Origin of the sequence: Rhodobacter xanthinilyticus, from assembly GCF_001856665.1 — a bacterium.
Lineage (GTDB): Bacteria > Pseudomonadota > Alphaproteobacteria > Rhodobacterales > Rhodobacteraceae > Rhodobacter > Rhodobacter xanthinilyticus.
Genome location: NZ_CP017781.1, coordinates 808,023 through 826,014, shown reverse-complemented (window position 1 = coordinate 826,014; position 17,992 = coordinate 808,023). Strand labels below are relative to the sequence as shown.

At 63.4% G+C, this 17,992-nt stretch carries 23 protein-coding genes and 2 tRNA genes; 17 read left to right on the top strand and 8 right to left on the bottom strand.

The window, feature by feature from the left end; all coding sequences use genetic code 11:
- Window positions 1–26 precede the first annotated feature (26 nt).
- The 14 genes from LPB142_RS04110 to LPB142_RS04045 all read left to right on the top strand — a co-directional run bounded on the left by LPB142_RS04110 (window position 27) and on the right by LPB142_RS04045 (window position 8,115).
- Window positions 27–101 (top strand) — tRNA-Glu (locus LPB142_RS04110).
- Window positions 102–121: 20 nt separating this feature from the next.
- Window positions 122–196 (top strand) — tRNA-Glu (locus tag LPB142_RS04105).
- A 205-nt stretch (window positions 197–401) separates the two neighbouring features.
- Window positions 402–971, top strand: a complete 570-nt coding sequence (locus LPB142_RS04100) for a hypothetical protein (protein ID WP_071165603.1) — start codon at window positions 402–404, stop codon at window positions 969–971.
- 3 nt (window positions 972–974) lie between these two features.
- The gene (locus LPB142_RS04095; protein WP_156894315.1) at window positions 975–1,427 is read left to right on the top strand and encodes a hypothetical protein; all 453 of its coding nucleotides are present in this window, start codon (window positions 975–977) and stop codon (window positions 1,425–1,427) included.
- A gap of 2 nt (window positions 1,428–1,429) precedes the next feature.
- The gene (locus tag LPB142_RS04090; RefSeq protein WP_071165601.1) at window positions 1,430–1,681 is read left to right on the top strand and encodes a hypothetical protein; all 252 of its coding nucleotides are present in this window, start codon (window positions 1,430–1,432) and stop codon (window positions 1,679–1,681) included.
- A 1-nt stretch (window position 1,682) separates the two neighbouring features.
- Window positions 1,683–2,174 carry a terminase small subunit gene (locus LPB142_RS04085; RefSeq protein ID WP_071165600.1) on the top strand — a complete coding sequence of 164 codons (492 nt, stop codon included), beginning with the start codon at window positions 1,683–1,685 and terminating at the stop codon, window positions 2,172–2,174.
- Window positions 2,171–2,698 (top strand): hypothetical protein, encoded by a 528-nt coding sequence (locus tag LPB142_RS04080; RefSeq protein WP_071165599.1) that lies wholly within the window; start codon window positions 2,171–2,173, stop codon window positions 2,696–2,698. The genes LPB142_RS04085 and LPB142_RS04080 overlap by 4 nt, the downstream gene beginning before the upstream one ends.
- Window positions 2,695–3,048 carry a hypothetical protein gene (locus LPB142_RS04075; protein WP_156894314.1) on the top strand — a complete coding sequence of 118 codons (354 nt, stop codon included), beginning with the start codon at window positions 2,695–2,697 and terminating at the stop codon, window positions 3,046–3,048. Before LPB142_RS04080 ends, LPB142_RS04075 begins: the two co-directional genes overlap by 4 nt.
- Window positions 3,049–3,181: 133 nt before the next feature.
- The gene (locus LPB142_RS04070) at window positions 3,182–3,433 is read left to right on the top strand and encodes a hypothetical protein (RefSeq protein WP_071165597.1); all 252 of its coding nucleotides are present in this window, start codon (window positions 3,182–3,184) and stop codon (window positions 3,431–3,433) included.
- A gap of 24 nt (window positions 3,434–3,457) precedes the next feature.
- Entirely contained in the window at window positions 3,458–3,676 is a 219-nt protein-coding gene (locus tag LPB142_RS04065; RefSeq protein ID WP_071165596.1) for a hypothetical protein, read from the top strand.
- A 37-nt stretch (window positions 3,677–3,713) separates the two neighbouring features.
- Complete coding sequence (locus tag LPB142_RS04060; protein WP_071165595.1) at window positions 3,714–4,079, top strand: hypothetical protein; 366 nt, start codon at window positions 3,714–3,716, stop codon at window positions 4,077–4,079.
- Window positions 4,079–4,387 (top strand): hypothetical protein, encoded by a 309-nt coding sequence (locus LPB142_RS04055; protein ID WP_071165594.1) that lies wholly within the window; start codon window positions 4,079–4,081, stop codon window positions 4,385–4,387. Before LPB142_RS04060 ends, LPB142_RS04055 begins: the two co-directional genes overlap by 1 nt.
- A gap of 207 nt (window positions 4,388–4,594) precedes the next feature.
- Complete coding sequence (locus LPB142_RS04050) at window positions 4,595–5,008, top strand: hypothetical protein (protein WP_156894313.1); 414 nt, start codon at window positions 4,595–4,597, stop codon at window positions 5,006–5,008.
- Window positions 5,005–8,115: a bifunctional DNA primase/polymerase gene (locus tag LPB142_RS04045; protein ID WP_071165592.1), complete on the top strand. Its 3,111-nt coding sequence runs from the start codon at window positions 5,005–5,007 to the stop codon at window positions 8,113–8,115. The genes LPB142_RS04050 and LPB142_RS04045 overlap by 4 nt, the downstream gene beginning before the upstream one ends.
- A gap of 359 nt (window positions 8,116–8,474) precedes the next feature.
- On the opposite strand, the gene LPB142_RS04040 is transcribed toward LPB142_RS04045, so the two are convergent.
- Window positions 8,475–9,209 (bottom strand): hypothetical protein, encoded by a 735-nt coding sequence (locus LPB142_RS04040; RefSeq protein WP_198037864.1) that lies wholly within the window; start codon window positions 9,207–9,209, stop codon window positions 8,475–8,477.
- Window positions 9,210–9,211: 2 nt separating this feature from the next.
- Complete coding sequence (locus LPB142_RS04035; protein WP_198037863.1) at window positions 9,212–10,399, bottom strand: DNA cytosine methyltransferase; 1,188 nt, start codon at window positions 10,397–10,399, stop codon at window positions 9,212–9,214.
- A gap of 136 nt (window positions 10,400–10,535) precedes the next feature.
- Between LPB142_RS04035 and LPB142_RS04030 the strand changes: the two genes are divergently transcribed.
- Window positions 10,536–10,919 (top strand): hypothetical protein, encoded by a 384-nt coding sequence (locus LPB142_RS04030; RefSeq protein ID WP_071165590.1) that lies wholly within the window; start codon window positions 10,536–10,538, stop codon window positions 10,917–10,919.
- Window positions 10,920–12,554: 1,635 nt separating this feature from the next.
- Window positions 12,555–12,917, top strand: coding sequence for a hypothetical protein (locus tag LPB142_RS04025; RefSeq protein WP_071165589.1), 363 nt, complete (start codon window positions 12,555–12,557; stop codon window positions 12,915–12,917).
- A gap of 157 nt (window positions 12,918–13,074) precedes the next feature.
- Here LPB142_RS04025 and LPB142_RS04020 read toward each other — a convergent pair whose 3' ends face one another.
- The 5 genes from LPB142_RS04020 to LPB142_RS04000 all read right to left on the bottom strand — a co-directional run bounded on the left by LPB142_RS04020 (window position 13,075) and on the right by LPB142_RS04000 (window position 16,907).
- Window positions 13,075–13,464: a hypothetical protein gene (locus LPB142_RS04020; RefSeq protein ID WP_071165588.1), complete on the bottom strand. Its 390-nt coding sequence runs from the start codon at window positions 13,462–13,464 to the stop codon at window positions 13,075–13,077.
- A 93-nt stretch (window positions 13,465–13,557) separates the two neighbouring features.
- The gene (locus LPB142_RS04015) at window positions 13,558–14,901 is read right to left on the bottom strand and encodes a tyrosine-type recombinase/integrase (protein WP_071165587.1); all 1,344 of its coding nucleotides are present in this window, start codon (window positions 14,899–14,901) and stop codon (window positions 13,558–13,560) included.
- A 548-nt stretch (window positions 14,902–15,449) separates the two neighbouring features.
- Window positions 15,450–15,704 (bottom strand): DUF6455 family protein, encoded by a 255-nt coding sequence (locus LPB142_RS04010; RefSeq protein ID WP_068767131.1) that lies wholly within the window; start codon window positions 15,702–15,704, stop codon window positions 15,450–15,452.
- The gene (locus tag LPB142_RS04005) at window positions 15,704–16,015 is read right to left on the bottom strand and encodes a DUF6455 family protein (RefSeq protein ID WP_068767132.1); all 312 of its coding nucleotides are present in this window, start codon (window positions 16,013–16,015) and stop codon (window positions 15,704–15,706) included. Before LPB142_RS04005 ends, LPB142_RS04010 begins: the two co-directional genes overlap by 1 nt.
- A 157-nt stretch (window positions 16,016–16,172) precedes the next feature.
- The gene (locus tag LPB142_RS04000) at window positions 16,173–16,907 is read right to left on the bottom strand and encodes a M48 family metallopeptidase (RefSeq protein ID WP_068767133.1); all 735 of its coding nucleotides are present in this window, start codon (window positions 16,905–16,907) and stop codon (window positions 16,173–16,175) included.
- Window positions 16,908–17,039: 132 nt separating this feature from the next.
- Here LPB142_RS04000 and LPB142_RS03995 point away from each other — a divergent pair, with 132 nt between their 5' ends.
- Window positions 17,040–17,291 (top strand): hypothetical protein, encoded by a 252-nt coding sequence (locus tag LPB142_RS03995; RefSeq protein WP_071165586.1) that lies wholly within the window; start codon window positions 17,040–17,042, stop codon window positions 17,289–17,291.
- A gap of 39 nt (window positions 17,292–17,330) precedes the next feature.
- On the opposite strand, the gene LPB142_RS03990 is transcribed toward LPB142_RS03995, so the two are convergent.
- Entirely contained in the window at window positions 17,331–17,891 is a 561-nt protein-coding gene (locus tag LPB142_RS03990; protein WP_068767135.1) for a CHAP domain-containing protein, read from the bottom strand.
- Window positions 17,892–17,992: the final 101 nt, after the last annotated feature.

Genomic DNA, 17,992 nt, shown 5'->3' with positions numbered 1-17,992 from the left:
TATGAACCGCCCCACGCTGCAAGGCTGGCCCGTTCGTCTATCGGTTAGGACACCAGGTTTTCAACCTGGGAAGAGGGGTTCGACTCCCCTACGGGCTGCCACCTTGCAACGCGGTCGAAGTGGCCCGTTCGTCTATCGGTTAGGACACCAGGTTTTCAACCTGGGAAGAGGGGTTCGACTCCCCTACGGGCTGCCACTTACCTTCCCCAAGATGTTGATCTGAAAAGCCTTCCGCCCGAACGGGCTGGGGCCATGTACGTTTTGGTGTACACCTGCACGGTCGACTGACCGTAATCGCGCTCCCTCCCATCCAACCGCCCATCCATGAACCGTTCTGTTGGTCACCTTGACATTTTCAGCCATATGGTGTAATTTTATGCTACAGTAAATCAGGGAAGACCATGACCCACGAACGCATGACCATTAGCCTCTACGACGTGGCATCTGCGCTGAACGTCAGCGAAGCTGCTGCGCGCGGCTGGTTGCTGCGCAGCGGTGCCATCCCCCACTTCGCGCGGAGCCGCTATCCGGCCCTCATGCGGCCCGATGAGATTATTGTGAGGCTCCGGGGCGCGCGTAAGCGCGGCTGCACCAGCAACGAAGCCTTCGCCATTCTCCAGATCGACGCCCAACGTCGTGATGCCGAGCCGGGCATTCCGTTTGGGGCCGACTGTGAACGCCGCGCAGCCGAGCTGCGGGCCTGCCTGACCGAGCTTGAGCTTTCCCGGTACCTCGCGGTGCGCGGTGCACTGCACGCGGGGCTGATCGGTGCGCTCTGGGCCGAAGCATTCAAAGCCGACGTTGGCGTGCTGCTCGACCTCGCTCTGATCCATCCGAGCGTCATGCTTTACGTCTTCGGCGGCGACCATTCCGAACTGCCGCAATCCGCCGACGCGTGGCGGCATTGGGGCCACGCCTTCGCCGTCCCCCAGCTCGCCACCCTCCGCCACCTCCAGAAAGAAGCAGCCTGAACAATGACCAGCCAGTCTATTCAAACCATTGTCGAAGTACTCGGGCCGTCCAGCGTGACCGCCCTCGTCGAGGCCACGAACAAGATCGCCGTCGTCGCGGCCCATGAGCTGGGGCTGAACGACCTCACGCCTGACGAAATTGTGCAGATCGAAAGCGTGAAGCTCCACGTGCTGGCAGATATGGATGTCGACCTTTCGAAGGCCGTGAACGAGCTGCGGGCGATCCCCTCGGTCGCCGCCCGCCTCAAGGCGAAGGAAGACGCTGCCCGCGTTGCGCGGGGGCACGAGGATGCAATCGCCAACTTGCGCCCGTCCGAACGCATGACCTACGCGCGGCAGCACGGCCTGACCGGCACGTCGCCCGAGAAGCTGGTGGCCTCCGACCATGTGAATGTCCTGTCCAAGCTCGAAGGCAAGGCAAAACTCGATTACGCGCGGAAGCACGGGCTGGCCTGACCATGCACGCTATCGACGCCCTTCGCCGTCTGGCTCTCAGCTCTCATCACGCCTGCCGGGTCCTCGCCCGCGAGAATGACGTCGCTGCCGCGTTGGGCGACGGTGACAAGCTCGTCCGTGCCCTGCGCGCCGCGCGCCTGACCAGCACCGAGGTGCGGGACCTGATCGCGCCTCTCACGACGCCGGATTGCAATCCCACGCCTGTCACCGAGAACGAGGTCCAGACGGTCCTCATGCGCGCGGAGTTTGGCTGAAATGGCTCCGCGTGGGATCGACGTAGACTCGTACCGGGGCGAGACGCCCCTGCCGAACGAAAAGCACGAGAAGTTCTGTCAGGCCATGGCGACCGGGGCCGTGACCCAGTCGCGGGCAATTCAGGCAGCCTTTGGCGCGCGAAAATCTGCCGCGCAGATGGGGAACAACCTCCTGCGCCAGCCGCACGTCAAGGCCCGGATCGACTACCTGAAACGGGAGCGGGCCAGTCGGTGGGATGATTTCGAAGACGATGTCTTCGACGGCTTCGAAGAGCTGCTCAACGGCGTTCTGGACAATGTGGCTGAGCTGGTTCGGGCCTGTGACGGAAATGGCCTCGCCCGCGAAGCTGCGCAGGCCCGCGATGTGCTCACGACGATCTCCAGCCGCGTGCTGGCCCAACTGCACTCCCTGCGGGCGGCGGACAAACAGCGGGCGGTCCGAACCGACAACCTGATCCAGACTCTTGAATCGTTCTCGGTGGTGAAACAATGACCGGTAAGACCGTCCTCCAAAGCCGCCCGGCGTTGAAGCACTTGATGTCGACCGTTGCGCAGTCGTCGCGCGCTCTCAAGCGGCTTATGGCAGAGGCAAGGGCATCCGGCGATCCGGCGTCGGTGCTGCGCACCGCCCTGTCGGAAGCCTCGGTGGTGTCAAAGTCTGCCGTGCGCCTCGCCATCGAGATCGGGCGGATCGCAGACGAGAGTCCCGCCGAACTGGCCCGTCGCGGCCCGCCTGCTCACGCCTCTGCCGACATCCTTCCCCGCATCGAGGCGATCCTCGAATACCCCGCGCGTGTCGTGAACGACGTGATCTGGAACGATCTAGTCAACATGTTCGACGAAGCCGCAGCCGATCTGGAAGACCCGCGTGAGGCCTTTGCCGCCGCCGACAGCGTCTATCTGCTGGGAGGTCGGCACCCCGTGACGCGGCTGGAGCGACTGGAGCTGCTCGCGCTCGCCACGCCCCTGACCACCGCCGAAGCCGCCGATCTCCGCAACCTCAAGAATTCCGCATGACTGTCGAAAAGCCCCCGACTCCCGCCCTGCTCGACACCCTCCTGAACGACCCGCGAGCTTGCACGATCTTTGCGCATCGCGCGCTGATCTCCGCGAAAAAAGGTGACCGACCTCCGATGGATGTGCTGCTCGGCTGGCTCCGCCGCGAGGTGAAGGTCAAGGAAGCGCTCAACGCTGCCGAAGGGCTGCGCATGCGCGAGGTCGCAGAACTGGTCGAGGATGAAGTCCGCTTGAACGAGCAGGCAGCGGCTCGGGGCGCGCGTGAGCGCGCTATGCGTGAAGAAGCCGCAGCAAAGCTGCTGGAGGCTGCAGGGGGCGTTCTGCCCGATCTGCGCGAACGCTTCGCCTGACGCCAGCACAAGAACACGAGGTGGGCGAAACGCCCCTTCGTTGGGCCGCACCCTTGTTGGGGTCTTCTGGGGGTGCGGCCCACCCCGACATCTCGCGCCCAGAGACCCACCAACCACATCCAGTAGTACCACCATGACCCGTATTGAAGCAGTCCGCCACCTCATCATCAAATACCCGCAGGCCAGCCACTGGATGGCAGTCCGTTTTCCCGAGGATCGCGTCCTCAAGGACCGCCTGAACTGCATGAACTCGATGTTCCGGGCGCTCGTCGAAGGGCCGAAGCTCCGCGCCAGCCAGATTGCCCGCGAAATCGACGCCCTCAAGACCCGCGCGGGCTTCAAATCCGCCACGGACGAGCACGTGAAACTCGTCCGGTTCGCCTGACACACCTTAAAGGAGAAATTCGCCATGAGCGGATACGTCTACGCCGGTCGCCCCAACGTGCGCGGCATGTTCAATCACCCCGAGATCGAGGCCAAGGCCGACAAGGCCAAGGCGCTGTTTGACGCCGGAATCCCGGTGGTCTCGACCAACGACGGATTGGACTTCTACGCGACGAAGTCCCGCCCGCGCCCTCCGGCAGAACCCGTCGACGATGCCCCGCCCGACGAACCCACCATCGCCTGACCTTCCACCTCCAACCCAACCAGAACAGAGCAGAACTATGACGCTTGACCCGCACATTGCCGCCACCATGACGGCGGTCACCGAACAGCAGATCATCAAGGAGCTGACCGCCCTCGTCGGTGACGCCCTCCGCGAAATTCAGAGTCCGACGCGCCGGATCACGGTCAACGTCGATCAGGCCGAGTTGATCGAACTCATCGGCGCGAAGTACGCCCACATCGTCGCCCGCGCGGTCGGGTTCCAGCTTCGCGGTGGCGTTTGGACCAAGACCGCGCCCTTCCCCGAGGCCGAAGAGGAACTCGATCTCGACCTTCTGGCGGGTGACTTCCGCTCCGCCTTCAAGGCCATCGACCCGCTTGGACTGCTGCATCCCTTCGTCGCAGGGCGCGTGGGGACGTACTGATGGCCCGCGCACTTCACCTGATCGAACTTAACAAGCGCACCAAGGAGGCCGCGCTCGCCAAGAAGGAGCGAGACATGGCTCGCCGCCGTGGGGCCGCGATCCGCGAACTGTACTGGTCGGACGAAGAGATCGCCGCCGAGAACGAACGCCTCCGCGCCGAGATCGACCAGTGGATCGCTGAGGGGCGCGTGACCGTCTGCCCGGCTTTTGGCTTGAAGGGCGACCGTGCCGATCTGAAATCCGCCGCCGATGTCGCTCACGTGATGAAGAACTGGGTGATCACGGACGAAACCGACGCGGCGGCGTAAGCCTTAAAGTCGGCTTGAAGCCGAAAAACTGTTGTTTTTCAATAGCTTCTGGACAGAACGCCTGACATCGGGTAGAAAAAAGAAACCCCGACCTGCTGATGGACAGGCCGGGGGTGCAACGCAGAAGGAGCTACCGCGTTTGCGGTCTTGACGCTTGCATAAGGTAACACATTCCACCACGAAGACGCAACCCTAAAGGAGCAAATGATGCCGGAAACCAACACCACCACCACCACCAATCAGGGCAACCGCGCTCGCCGTGAGCGCCGTGGGCCGCGCGCGCCGGTTGCCGCCCCCGATCCTGCTGATCGGCGCACTGGTATTGACGCGATTTGTGTCGCGAATGAAAAGTTTCGCGACTACGTGACGGCGCGCGGTGGCGAAAAACCGAAGTCCAGCCTTTTCGATAGCGGACGTCTGGGTGAGCCGTTCAACGACTTCGAGGAAGGCGAACTTATCCGCCTCACGGCGGAACTCCATCGCAGCGCGTTGATGACGGTGGAAGACCACGATGAAGAGATCGCCCGTCTCGTAGGTATGATCTCCATGGCCGAGGAAATCGACAAGATGGCCTGTCGCATCCTCGGGCGGAACATTCGTGCCGTGGAGGTCAAGCAGTGACCACCGCTTTCAACTTCACCGATGAAATCCTCGCCGCGCTGGAAGCGGTCGAAGACGTCGACGACGGCGTCGAGCCTTCGCGCGAGATCAGCAGGAAGGTCGTCCAGAAGCCGAAGATTCCTGAGGACCGGCTTCCCTTGCCGCCCGGTGTTGGCGCTTTCGGGCTGCCCCCCAAGGCGTCTCTGTATCACACTGAACGGGCCGAGAACGCGCGTCAGCGCGCTGCCGTAGAAGTGTCGGACCAGCTCGACTTTGCTCGGGAGACCCTGATCCGCGCCGGTCTCAAGCGTGTGCATGTGGATATTCCCGACGCAGCCGACCACAATGTCATGACGTTGGCCTATGCGCTTCGGTATGCCGAGTGCGACCTGCACGTCGCGGATGCGTATGCAATCCACCCGGTCACGGGTCGCGGTATGAGCATCGCTGGCGATGCCAAGTCCCCTCTTGGCGCTGGTTGGCAGTCGCGTGCCAGCTCGGACCCCGACCAGATCGTCGCGTTCTGGACTGGTAAGGGCCGCTATCCCCCGAGCAAGAATGCCGACAAGGGGCGGCTCTACAAGCACGTCAACTTTGTGCGCAACGTGTCCATCGTGCTCCCCGAGGGCTGCGGCCTGTTCGTCCTCGACCTCGACGGCGAGAGCGGCGCGGCGGCTCTGGCTGAGCTGGTTGCACGCCACGGCGAACTGCCCCCGACCCCGCACAGCATCAGCGGCTCCGGCGGCGCGCATTACATCTTCCGGTCTTCCCGGACGATCCGCAACACCGCGTCCAAGATCGCACCCGGCGTCGACATTCGCGGTGAAGGCGGGCAGATCATCGCCGCGCCCTCGATCCACCATACCGGCAATTTCTATCGTTGGGCGGCAGGCCGCGCTCCGTGGGAATGCGAAATCGCGGATGCCCCGGAATGGTTGGAAGACCTCGCCTACGCGGCAATGAAGGAGACGACGGCGCGCGTGAAGAAGGAGCGTCGGGCTGAACGTGTCGCGCTCGGCAACGGCACGGCAACCGGTTTCGGCTTCGAAGCGTGGTGCGAGTTGATCGGCGACGGCGATGGCAAGCGCGGGTTCGACGACACGATCAACCGTGCGGCTTGCTCGTGGTGGCGCGAGAACCCCGATGGCGACGAGACCGAACTGATCGAAACCCTGCGCGACGTCATCCTTGCCGCTCCCTGCAAGGACGACCGCGTGGAACGGCGGTATGCAACCGACGACTACCTGATCGACCGCGTGGTGCGGGCGCGCGAGTACATCGAGGATCGGCGCGCGGCGGAAGAGGAAGCCGCGCGCGAAGAAGAAGCGGCTATCGAAGCCGCGCGTGCTATTCTGCGACAGCATCTGGTGACCGCCGACGGGAAGACGACCATCGCCGCTGACGCGGCCCAGGTCGCAATTTCCAAGCTGGTCGACGATGGCATCGACGCCGAAGATGCCGAGGCCTTCGTTGCAGAGGCAGCCGAGGACGTCATTCGTCAGCTCGAAGAGCGCGTTCGGGATCGGCAGGTCGACCCTGTGAAGGAAGAGAGCAAGGAGAGCATCCTTGCGCCGCTCTACGATGAGCGCCTCGTCGATGCTGACGGCTTCATGGTTCGACCCGCTGACAGCCCCAAGCTGTACAAGCACTACGGCATCGACCCCAAGATGAACAATGCCGAGGCGGTTATGCGGACGACCATCCGCGACCAGATCGTCGCCAACCTGAACCGGCGCGCCAGCTATGTCGTGATCGACGGGGAAGCCAAGTGGGCGATCCGGTCCGGTCGCGGCGAGCCTGTCCGTCTCTGGAAGGAGGCAACGCTGGGCAAGCTCTACATCAACCGTGGCGTCACGTACTGGGAGGGTGAAGGCGAAAAGGCAAAGTCCAAGACGATCAAGCCTGCGGAAGTGTTCGTGTACACGCGTCAGCGTGCGACCTACTTCGACACCTGCTTTGAGCCTGATCCCGTGAAGGCGAAGGCAGCAGAGGCTCGCGGCGCGTACAACCTGTGGACTGGCTTCGCCGTGCTGCCCAAGCCGGGCGACTGGTCGCTCTTGCGCGATCACATCCGCGATCAGCTCTGTGGCGGTGACAAGAACCTGTTCAACTGGGTCATGACGTGGCTCGCGTCCCTGTTTGCTCGTCCGGGTGTGAAGATTCCCAGCGCGATTGCGGTGCAGGGTGAACAGGGTACTGGCAAGAGCAAGGTCTTTGACTGGGTTCGCCGCGCCATCGGTGCATCCGCGATCAAGATCAGCAACGGGCGGCACCTGACCGGGAACTTCAACGCACACATGGATGGAAAGATTTTTATGGTGTGCGAGGAATCGTTCTGGGGCGGCGCGAAGAGTGACGCTGGAGTGATCAAGGACCTGATCAGCTCGGACACGCTGCAGATCGAGGGCAAGTTCGCCAACGTGGTTGAACGACCCAACTACGTGAACCTCGTGTTCATCTCGAACGATGAATGGATGATCCCGACCGACGCAGAGGATGCGCGCCGGTTCCTCGTGCTGACTTGTCTGCCGACGCGCAAGCAGGACGCCGCGTTCTTCGGGGCCATCGACGATCAGATGGAAAATGGCGGTCTCGAAGCCATGGTTCATGAGCTGACGAACTGGAACCCTGAGGCGGTGGATTTGACGTGGGACAGCCTTCGCAGTCCGATTGTTACTGAGGGCCTGCGTCAGCAGGTCGGGATGGGTCTCCGTGGTCCGATGGCGCGCCTTGCCGCCATTCTGGAAAGCGGGGAACTGGCAGGTCGGGAGACGGGTGGAGCGGAATTCTACTATCGGTTCCACGAGGACGAACCGACCTACGTTGCCCGGAGCCACCTTGTCTCGATCCTCCACCCGGAAACGGAAAAGGGCAACCTGAGCGCGGAGGTCAAGACGGCTATGGCGAAGCTGCTCGGCCCCGAGGCAAACGGCGGCGACAACAAGCGGCTGATCACCTACTTCGGCGGGTATCGGCGCGATGCCGGTCAGGACGCGGATGCTCTGTGCCGCGACGACCAGTTCGACGTGATCGACCTGCGCGTGCCCCTGCAGAAGAAGGATCGGTATGTCAAGATTCCGGCCCTGAAGGATGTACAGGAGACCCTCGCCGCGTTCGGGCGGGGGTAGAGACCCAGCTAGCGACCCAGCGACCCAGATGGCTGGGTCGCTGCTATCTTATTGGTTTTATTGATTTTTCAGGCCGGAAACCCAGCCAAACCCACGCGACCCACCCACCCGAAAATTCCTTGGGCTGGCGCGCGTGAGACCCAGAGACCCGACCCACCCAGCCGGATTTTACCCGCTGACCGCGCGGGAGGAGGACCCCTACGCCCCCTTCTTCCCTATATTACTTCTCTCTTTTCTATAAGAAGAAGAAAACTTGGGTCTCTTGGGTCTCTGGCTGTTTTTGCCAATGGAATAAGGGGTTCGGGGCGACCCAACCACGCGCGCAAAGCTGGGTCGCGGCTGGGTCGGCTGGGTCGCGGTCAGGTCGCCAACGGTGGCACCGTCGCGGCGTTCCCAAACGTCGGATCGAGTTGCCACGTCGCAAGCACCCGGCAGACGCTCTTGTTGATGTTCGCCAGCGTCACCTTGGCGTCAGACCGGTCGAGCTTCAGCGTGAAGTCGGGCGGGTTCTTTCCAACCGGGATGCCGATGGATGGACCATCCGGGGCGAACTCAGCTCGTGGAACGTCCGCCACCTGCGCCAAGAGCGCTGATGGAATTTCGACCAGTTCGTAGAAGGCGCGGTCCTTGAAGAGGCGGAGCTGGATGATGCTGTCGACGGCGGACGTGTAATCCGAGAACAGCCGCTTGGTGGCGTCCTCGCGCTGAGCCGCACCACGCATGTCCTGAATCCATGCAGCTTCGCACAGCTTCGAGATGTGGAGCGTGCCCACCCGAAGGTTGGCCGCAGCGGTGGACTTGAGGCTGATCTTCTGCCCGCCGATCTCGACATCCCAGAACCGATACCCATCAGGGGCGGGAGACACCGCGTGGCCCGCAGCTCTCGCGGCACGGATGAACGCAGCATCGAAGGACGACGTCGAAAGCGGCGCGCCGAGGAAGTAGTGGTTGATCAGCAGGGACGCCTGAAACTCTCTCGCGAACACATCCGAGATCAGCGCTGAAGCATGCGGAAACGCGGCCTGACATGGACCCCGCATGGCTGTCAGAAGTTCGTCGACGTAGCGCTGTTCGGTGGCATTCGGTGGTAACAACGTCAGGCAGCCTCACGGATAAGGTCGGTCGACCTGAGGCTGGTACTGGGAAGTACAAGCTCCTGCATGCCGGGCTGCTCGTTGGTGAGCATCCAGCGGCACAGGTGCGCCAACTGGTAAGAGATCATCGGAGGAACGGCGTCACCGATGTGGCGATAGACGTTTGACAGGGCCACCCCCCGGAAGTTGTAGTCGTACGGGAACCCGTTCAACACCGCCATCTCTGCGATGCTGCAGAGCCTGTCCTCGACCGGGTGGGCGTACCGACCATTGCCGATGTGCGCGCATTCCCGCTTGATGGTCGGTGCCGGGCGATCCCACGCCATGCGACCGTAGACATCTGGGTACGATCCGAACTTCCCGGCAGCAGCGATGCGCTTCATCGAACCGGTCATCAGCTCGTCAGCCTCCGGGTGTTCGAGAAGGTCCATCCACGATCCGCCGTCCTTGGGGATCGCGGCCAACCTGCGGCGCACCTCGTCCGATGAGAACCCCGGAAACCGCTTGTCGGCCTTGCGGGCTTTCGCCACTACCCCGAGCGCGCGACGGACGGTCATGGCTTCGCCCTTCACCGTCCAGCCGTCCCACATGCTTTCCAGCGTGTAGAGCGGCAGGCGTTCCTTTGCAGCGATCACGATGGACCGTTCACGTACCTGAGGCAGTCCGAACCGGTTCAGCATGTAGCTGCGTCCGAAGACGTTGTAGCCGCTTTCCTCCAAGCGCTGCCGGAAAGCCCGGTAGTGATGGACGAAGTTCCCCCGGATCAGCTCGCGGGCATTCTCCATGACCACGATGTCAGCATCGAGTGCCACAGCGAAATCCGCCGCCCGCGATACCAGACTGTTGCGGGCGTCGTCGCGCAGATGGTTGTCCGGGTTCGCACGGCTGAACCCAGTGCACGGCGGGCAGACGCTCAGGACATTGACCGCCTTGTCACCAATACCCAGAACCGAGCGGAGGTCTTCCGCCACAACCTCTGCGAGGTTAACCCGCGTCGGCGCGATGCCGATGTTGTTCTGGTAGGTCGAGTTGCACTGCAGCCGCCCGTCCCCAGCCGTGGGCTTCCCGATCTCCGCGTCGGCAGCCCCGATCATGTTGAACGCCCCATGCGCCTTGAAGCCATAGGACATACCCCCGGCTCCCGAGAACAGGTCGACGACATTCATCGAAACAGGCGTGCTACTGGTCATTTGATCTCCTTTCGTGTTGGTATCTGGATCGCGGGAAGGTGGCAACAATTTCCCCGATCCGGCGGCTTGCATACGCGTCGAAAGGCTATCATGATAATTGAAAATGACACGATGATTCGATTCTAAGGAGACCCACATGCCCGTCCACGAAATGCCAACCCCGTTCGGAGACCCGTCCCGTCCTGATACCGCCGTCCTGCTTGAAGTCAGCGTCTACGGCCCTTTGGTCAGTGAAGGCTTCCGTGACGATCTGTGCCAGATTCTGGAGCAAGATGGCTTCAAGCTGACGACTGGAGCCGAGCGCCCACTGGACCAATTCGACGACGGTCCCAGCTTCATGGTCATGATCAAGGTCGACCGCGCCATCGACGCCCTCATGCAAGCCGTCCGAAAGGTTTGCCCGCGTGGCGCGCTGCTCGACTTCAGGCTGATCGTGGAATGGAACCACAATGAAGAGGATGGCAGCATGGATTGGCAGGAGGTTTGCCTCGTGACCGAACCGGTGCCGGGCCTCATCTGACCTCCCAGAACCTCAGCCGACCTCCACGAACCTCACGCTACCGGCAGCCGCCTCCCTCGGGGCGGCTTCTCTGTGCGCCGCTGCACCAATTCTGGAAATTTGATCAAATTTCCGCAGAGACGCACACATCGGGGACCCATTGCAGTTTCGGACCAGCCCCCACCCTCCGCCAGACACATAGGTCACCCTTCCTGACCCATCGCGCTACCAGATGTGACGATTTGCCGGAGCGAGATGTGCCGATTTCAGCACCCAATTTGCTGCATCGCAGCATCGCATTCAACCGCTTGATTCTATTGGCCCGACCGCTGCATTTCGTCACATTGTACGTGACCTATTCAGGGAAATGGCACATCCGGGGCCGAGGGACCCCCTAGATTCAGGAGGGGGTAGGGCATTCCCAGCCAATCGAGGGACCCTTTCGGCAGAGGCCGGGACCCTCGGGGATTCCGATAGGCCCCCCTCGATTCCCCAGAAAATGCCCCCTTCCGCCACCCCCACATCTAGCCAGATTCACCCCGAATCGCCACCATCCCTAGTGCCGAATCAGACATTCGCCGCATTCAACGGGATCACTACACACTATCATGTAGTCGGTAGGCCTAGATACACATAATCTGGTAAGCCCCGCTGACGCGGGCCAACACCATCACCCCACCTTCCGAAGTCGCCCACGTCACCGGCCCAGCCCATCCATACCCATCCCAAATCACAGGCTTACTGCCATCCCGCCTGACCAGATCACCGACTTGGTCCGTGCCTGCCTAGCCGCCTTGGCGACATGGTCAGTCTGCCCGCGTCAGCGGGCCATGCCTTGCCCGTAGCACCTACCTACCCGGATCGTCAGCCAACCATTCCAGCCACCACACCCGCCTAACGGCGGGCCACCGGCAAGCCCGCAATGCCCGCTGACGCGGGGCCAGCAGCAAGTCCGCTGCTATCCAAGTCGCACAGCTCAAACCACGCAGACATGCCGCGCAGACGCGCTCAGAGCACGTGCTGGAAGGCCCTCAGGGGCGCTGTGGCGGTCAGTCGTCACGGATGGCGGCACAGGCCTGAGTGGGCGTCTGTGGCGCGCTGTGCGATGCTCTGGGACCAATCCTGTGCCCGAGGCAACGCTGGCAATGTGGCTGGGTGACTTGGTGGCGTGGTCGTGGCCCGCGTCAGCGGGCCTTGCCAATCTGCCCATATGGCCTCTCAGCATCGAGGCTCACGCCGTCGCCGTGCTCGTGCTCGGGTCACGACTGTCTGCAGCCCGCGCTCGAACTGGCGCGCAGTCGTTTTGGTGATCGCCCATTTTTTGTTTTGACGATCAGCCATTTTTGTTTTGGCGCTCGACCGTTTTTGATTCGACGCGCGACTGTTTTGACGGGAACCAGTTTTTACGGGAGTCCATTTTTATATTCCGGTTTTGACGAATCCGAATTTGCCCCCGCGCTGAGGTGCCCGGCTGGGCGCTGGCGCGCGCGGTCGTGCTCTGAGCACCTCGCCTCCGGCCCTGCCGCCCGACCGTCTGGCGCGCCGTCTGTAGCGTGCCGACCGGCTAGCGTTGAATCCGGCTATCCCATTGAATTAGATAGCGAATCATTCTGGTATTGTGTAGTATCGTGACACGATCAACAGAAGGAGTCAGTCATGATCGGTGACATCCAAGCCATGCTGAAAGAGGTGAAGGCGCTGGAACGGCGCGGCATATCCTGCCCGCGCGTCAACATGGCGGCACGCGCGGCAAAGGACGCCTTGCGCCACGCGACAATCGGGCAGGACGTTGAAAAGCTGACGGCCCAGCTCATGGACAAGGCGCAAGAGCTTGCCCGTCTGGAACGTCTTCAGGACCTTGCCAGCGCGCGCCGTCGCCTTGCCATCGCCCGCGCGTCTATCTGGAGTCCTGCCAGCACCACGGCGGCAATCGACTCCGCCGGGCACGCGCTGAAAGCGGCGCTGGATGACCTGAAAGAGCGCAAGGGAATCCGCCACGTGTTCCCCGCAATGGCCTAGCAAGGCGCGCGCGGGCGAGTCGACCTGACCCGCCCGCGCGACCCTTGACCGATACCGTTGCAAAAATAGCACAACGGGACCCTTGACGGGGTACCGGGAGGGGGCGGGTCGGGCGCGTAGGTACTGGAAATATGGGCTAGAAATCCGAAAGTGAATCTCAACTGCGGCGGGGCAGGACGTCGAAGAGGTGAGGGTCGCCCTTCCGATATTGCACGAGGAACCGCTCGACGGCGAACGTGAACCATCTGCTGAACGCCGCGAACTCAGACAGCGCGAAGACCTGCTCGTCCATCGCCGGAGGAAGCGCCAACCGGGGCGTCACGCGATCTCGATCCCGCTCTCTCGTCACTTCGGAGGGGACCTCAAGAAACGTCGCGGTCCATTGGCGCTGGAGGGCGATGCGAGCCACTTGCCGCAGCACGAATGCTTCATTCTCGCCTGCAGCGACAGCCGCATCCACGATTGGCTGCAGGCGCTCGTACAGATCGAGGGGCAAGGACACGGTCCTGACCTTGAGCTTTTCATTATCCGCCTTGGTCTTCGCCATCGGGCACCTCCACCGATGGCACCATAGCGGGCACAACGTGCCTTTTTCAACCACCCAGCCGCCCGCTTGCTCAGAGCACAACGTGGGCCACAATCAATCATCCGCAGGCTGACTGGCGTCGACCTCGCCCTCCAACCCATCGTATCGCGCCCATTCCTCGGCCTCGCGGAGCGTGCGCCCGTCTGCCAGCACGACCTCGTCCAGCCGGTCCAGAGCGCGCTGACGCGCGCCCGCAGCCATCCTCTGCGCCACCTCCTTCCCGACCACGAAATCGTTCCACGCCATCATCAGCTCAGCCCGATCCTCCAGCCGATCCTCTCGCCAGTATGCGCGCTCGACCTTCGTCCCTTTCGCAGAGACGTGCTGGATGCTGTGCTCCGCCAGATCGCGCGCCCAGCCATGTTTCGCAGCCCAGTCTCGGAAGGTGGAACGGAAGCCATGGGCAGTGGCAGGTCGCCCATCGGCATCCTTCCAACCGTTCTCTTCTAGCCACTTGTTCCACGTGTTCTCGCTGATGAAGCCCTTCTTCCAAGCGGTCGGGCTGTGGAAGATGTGCTTCTGCGTGCCGGTGGCCTTCTGTACGCGCTTTAGGACATCGGTCATTGGCCGCGTCAGCGGCACCCGGAAGCCTGCATTCCAGCCTTTCACGCGGCCCCGAGGCACGGTCCAGACGCCCGCATCGAAATCCACTTCACTCCACTCAGCCTTCGTCACGCAAGCAACCCTCAGCCCCGTCAGAATGATCATGCGCAGCCCCTCTCCCGCCACGCTGTCGAGCATGGAAACCCAAAGGTCGGGAGCCTGCGCCCATGGCAGCGACGGGTGGTGTTCTTCTTCCCATTCGACCTTGGGCAGCGCCTCGCGGGCCACGTCGATGATAAACGGATCGACGCGAGGGTCCTTGAACTTGGCGTGCGTCAGCACGAGCCGCAGCCGGGTCAGGATGCGCTTTGCCGTGGGGTATCCGGTTTCACCATCTCCAACGGCGTCCTTGCTCTTCCAGAGCGGCTTGAGTACCCGCACGACGTCCTCAGACGTCAGATCGGCTACGCCTTTGCTGCCGATCTTGGGAAAGGCGTGAATCTCGAACATTCTGATCCAGCCTTCCGCCTTGGCAAGGCCAGTGCATTTCAGCTTCCAGTACTCGCGAACCGCCTCTTCCACGGTGATCGACTGGCGCGCGGCTTGGCGCTTGGCCTTCACTGGATCGACGCCCGTAGACTTGAGGCCCCGCTTCTCGGCGGCGAGTTCACGGGCGCGGCTGAGGGAGACCTCAGGGTACGCCCCGAGGCTCATCCAGTTCGCCCGACCGTTGACGGTGTACCGGTAGAGCCAGCTCCCAGTTCCGCCCTTGCGCAGTTCGATGTAGAGTCCACCGCCATCACTGTGCCGCTTCCCGATGTCGAGGTTCGCGATCTGGTTTGCCTTGAGTTTCATGCCTGAAATCCATGTACGCCAAAATGTACAACCACATATGGTGTACAATGGCGAAATCAGCGAGAAAACCCCATATTTTGGGCCACTGTGACGGCGGTGGCTCCCCTACGGGCTGCCACGACTGAGCTGAAAAGCGGCGCTTCGGCGCCGCTTTTTGCATTTCTGCGCCGCGAGGGCGGCTCGCCTTGGCCGGGGCGATTTTGGTGATGGCCGTGATTCGGTTGCTGGCGCTCCGGCTTTATCGACACAAACGCGGCGCATGACCGAGACCCAGGCACTGACCTGGGCGAACCGAAGACGCGCGACAAGGATGTGCTGTCGAGGGTCGCAAGGCGCTTGCGCCGCGCGACCGCGGGCGGGCGTTGGCGCCGCCGGCGGGGCGCGATTTCGCCTCGAACGATCATCTCGGGCTGGCGGGCGGCGCGGGGCAGGTCTGGCTCGGGGGCGAGAGCGTCTCTTCGATGGGGGGCGACCGCGCGCCCCTGACAGGGTTACGCGCGGGCCGTGCGGCCCCTCACGCGGCGTCCCCCGGCAAGACGCGCCTTGGCTCAGCTCAACGCGCTGAGCTCGCGCAGGACGGCGGCGTTGGAGCACCAATCGGGCGCGGCGCCGCGGCCTTCCTCGGCGAGATAGGCGAGGCAGCCTTGCGACTTGTCGCAGTTGCGGCAGCGGTTCACCATCTGGGCGAAATCGGCCTGCGAGAGCAGCCCCTCATGCATCGCCTCGGAGAGGTTCACGCCGAGCCGGCGCGCCATGCCGCGCGTGATCCAGAAATGCAAATCCACATTGCCCTGAAAGCCCATCAGACACGTCCTCCAGCATCGGTTTCGGCCAGCCCCAACTCCTCGCGCAGGCGGGCCATCATCAGCTTGTTGTTGCAATAATGCGGCGCCTCGTCGACCGCGCCCGCCTGATCCTCGGGGGCCGGCTGTTCGGAGAGCCAATGCAGGCAGGCGCTCGGGTCATCGCAGCCCGCGCAGCGCACCACCGCCTCGCGCCAGCCCTCGCTCGAGAGCCGGCCCTTGGCCATCGCCTCGGTCAGATCGACGCCGAGCGTTTCCGCCATCCGGTTCATCAGCGCCGCATGGCGATTCAGCGTTCTGGCTCCGAACATCCCGTCCTCCTGTCGCAGTGGGTCCAAGATCCCCCTGCGTCAGGTCAGAAGCCATGATTCAGATCAAAACCCCGCCCCGCTTGCGGATTTGCGCCGCGCCGGGGCGGGTTTCGCGCTCAGGTTGCATGTATTTTGGGCGCCCGGCGAAGGGCCGGGCTCAGATCGTGCCGGCCTTGAGCTGCGCGACCGTGCGGCGCACGATATCGAGCCGGAGCCCGTTGGCCGGGTGGGTGCCGAGGAAGACATTGCCCGGGTCCGGCAGGCGGCGGAAGAATTCCGCGCCCTTGAGCGGGTCATAGCCCGCATCCCAGGTGATGATCGTGCCGAGCCGGTCGGCCTCGAGCTCGTAATCCTTGGAATAGGCGCGCCCGCCGACCTCGGCGCCGATGTCTTGCGCCTGCGAGATGCCCCGCGCATCGGCGCCCGAGGCCGCCGCCAGCACCCCCATGATCACCGCGCCCGCCGCCGCGTCCTGCGCCTTCGCGTCGAGATGGCCCATGATGAAATGCGCCGCCTCATGGCCCATCACGAAGGCGAGCTCGTCTTGATTGCGCACCGAGGCGATCAGCGCGAGGTTGAAGGCGAGGATCGGCCGGCCCTGACGGTCCTCGGTCTGGAAGGCGTTGGGCTCCTGACCGGGGCGGTCATCGACCATGATCTGATAATCGCAGCTGCGCCCCCTGGTGCGGGCCTGACATTCGCGCTCGATCTCGGGCTCCATATGCTGGGCGACCGAGATGAAATTCTGCGCGGCCTCGGCCGGGGTGAGCTCGGTCTCGACGCGCGCAGCGCTCGGGCCGGGGGCGGCGGCGCCCTGCGTCTGAGGGACCGAACAGGCCGCAAGCAGCACGAGAGAGAGAACCGCGCTGAGGCGGGTAACGGGGCGGGTCATCGATCCTCCGGGGAAGCTGGGCGCAGTTTAACGCGGCCCTTGGCGCCCGCAAGGGCTCGTCCGCCCGCGCGCCCCGGCCTCACCGAAATGTTTGCTCTTCCGCCGCCCGCCGGGCCGCGCTAGCCTGAGGGCATGTTTACCATCGAACACGAATTCGACGCCACCGTGATCACCCTCGTCGACGAGGGCGCCGATCCGCGCGACTATCTGCAAGAAGACATCACCATCCAATCCTTCGAGGATTGTGTCGTGGTCGAGCAGGTCGACGACCAGACCGAGAACGTGCAGCGCATCGTCTTCTCGCCCGCGCAGCTGCGCGAGCTGGCGGCGGCGCTCAACCTGCCCGAGGGGGTGTATCGGCTGCGGCAGGTCGAAAAGAAATAAGCCCGCCGAAGCGGGCTTTGTCGGGCGGCGCGCCCGGGCTTATTTCGAGATGAAGCCCGCGACCGGATAGGTGCGCGCGCCGGTGTTGGTGACCTTCACCTGGCTCCAGTCATTGGCTTTCGACACGTCGATCACCTTCATGCCGAGCGAGATCTGGTTGCGGCGCCAGTTCGCGTGATCGATCAGGATCTCGCGATCCGAAACCACCTTGGAGACCACCGCGACATGGCCGAGCGGCATCTTGCGGGTCGCCGAGAAGGCCATGACCGCGCCGACCTTGGGGGTATGGCTGCGCTGGTAGACGCCGGCGGCCTGCGACCACCAGGTCTTGGCATTGCCGCGCAGGTCGATGCCCGAGGCGTTGCGCGCGAAGGGCACGCACCAGACCCGCTGGCCGCGCGCGCGCAGTTCTTTCGCGATCGCCACCGCGCGGTCGCGGCGGGCCGGGTCGATCTGCTGGTGGGAGGAGGTCTCGGCGCGGGCGAAGTTCATCGCCTCCGCGCGCTCCGGCGCTTTCATCCCGCAAGCGCCCAGCGCGATCATCAGCGTCAGCATCAGCGGCAGGCGAAGGCGGCGGTTCGAAGCGGTGTCGGTGGTCATCAGTCCCAAAACTCGTATGGTTATTTTTGTGCTCGTTGGGCGGGTTTGTAACGGCGAATCCCGGCGCGCTTGAACCCCTTAGATCACGCGCCCCGCCCGAA

Bases quoted from the DNA above. Each gene is read 5' to 3' on its own strand.
- LPB142_RS04100 (WP_071165603.1), top strand. From the start codon at position 402: ATGACCCACGAACGCATGACCATTAGCCTCTACGACGTGGCATCTGCG.
- LPB142_RS04095 (WP_156894315.1), top strand. From the start codon at position 975: ATGACCAGCCAGTCTATTCAAACCATTGTCGAAGTACTCGGGCCGTCC.
- LPB142_RS04090 (WP_071165601.1), top strand. From the start codon at position 1,430: ATGCACGCTATCGACGCCCTTCGCCGTCTGGCTCTCAGCTCTCATCAC.
- LPB142_RS04085 (WP_071165600.1), top strand. From the start codon at position 1,683: ATGGCTCCGCGTGGGATCGACGTAGACTCGTACCGGGGCGAGACGCCC.
- LPB142_RS04080 (WP_071165599.1), top strand. From the start codon at position 2,171: ATGACCGGTAAGACCGTCCTCCAAAGCCGCCCGGCGTTGAAGCACTTG.
- LPB142_RS04075 (WP_156894314.1), top strand. From the start codon at position 2,695: ATGACTGTCGAAAAGCCCCCGACTCCCGCCCTGCTCGACACCCTCCTG.
- LPB142_RS04070 (WP_071165597.1), top strand. From the start codon at position 3,182: ATGACCCGTATTGAAGCAGTCCGCCACCTCATCATCAAATACCCGCAG.
- LPB142_RS04065 (WP_071165596.1), top strand. From the start codon at position 3,458: ATGAGCGGATACGTCTACGCCGGTCGCCCCAACGTGCGCGGCATGTTC.
- LPB142_RS04060 (WP_071165595.1), top strand. From the start codon at position 3,714: ATGACGCTTGACCCGCACATTGCCGCCACCATGACGGCGGTCACCGAA.
- LPB142_RS04055 (WP_071165594.1), top strand. From the start codon at position 4,079: ATGGCCCGCGCACTTCACCTGATCGAACTTAACAAGCGCACCAAGGAG.
- LPB142_RS04050 (WP_156894313.1), top strand. From the start codon at position 4,595: ATGCCGGAAACCAACACCACCACCACCACCAATCAGGGCAACCGCGCT.
- LPB142_RS04035 (WP_198037863.1), bottom strand. From the start codon at position 10,399: ATGACCAGTAGCACGCCTGTTTCGATGAATGTCGTCGACCTGTTCTCG.
- LPB142_RS04030 (WP_071165590.1), top strand. From the start codon at position 10,536: ATGCCCGTCCACGAAATGCCAACCCCGTTCGGAGACCCGTCCCGTCCT.
- LPB142_RS04025 (WP_071165589.1), top strand. From the start codon at position 12,555: ATGATCGGTGACATCCAAGCCATGCTGAAAGAGGTGAAGGCGCTGGAA.
- LPB142_RS04020 (WP_071165588.1), bottom strand. From the start codon at position 13,464: ATGGCGAAGACCAAGGCGGATAATGAAAAGCTCAAGGTCAGGACCGTG.
- LPB142_RS04015 (WP_071165587.1), bottom strand. From the start codon at position 14,901: ATGAAACTCAAGGCAAACCAGATCGCGAACCTCGACATCGGGAAGCGG.
- LPB142_RS04010 (WP_068767131.1), bottom strand. From the start codon at position 15,704: ATGGGCTTTCAGGGCAATGTGGATTTGCATTTCTGGATCACGCGCGGC.
- LPB142_RS04005 (WP_068767132.1), bottom strand. From the start codon at position 16,015: ATGTTCGGAGCCAGAACGCTGAATCGCCATGCGGCGCTGATGAACCGG.
- LPB142_RS04000 (WP_068767133.1), bottom strand. From the start codon at position 16,907: ATGACCCGCCCCGTTACCCGCCTCAGCGCGGTTCTCTCTCTCGTGCTG.
- LPB142_RS03995 (WP_071165586.1), top strand. From the start codon at position 17,040: ATGTTTACCATCGAACACGAATTCGACGCCACCGTGATCACCCTCGTC.
- LPB142_RS03990 (WP_068767135.1), bottom strand. From the start codon at position 17,891: ATGACCACCGACACCGCTTCGAACCGCCGCCTTCGCCTGCCGCTGATG.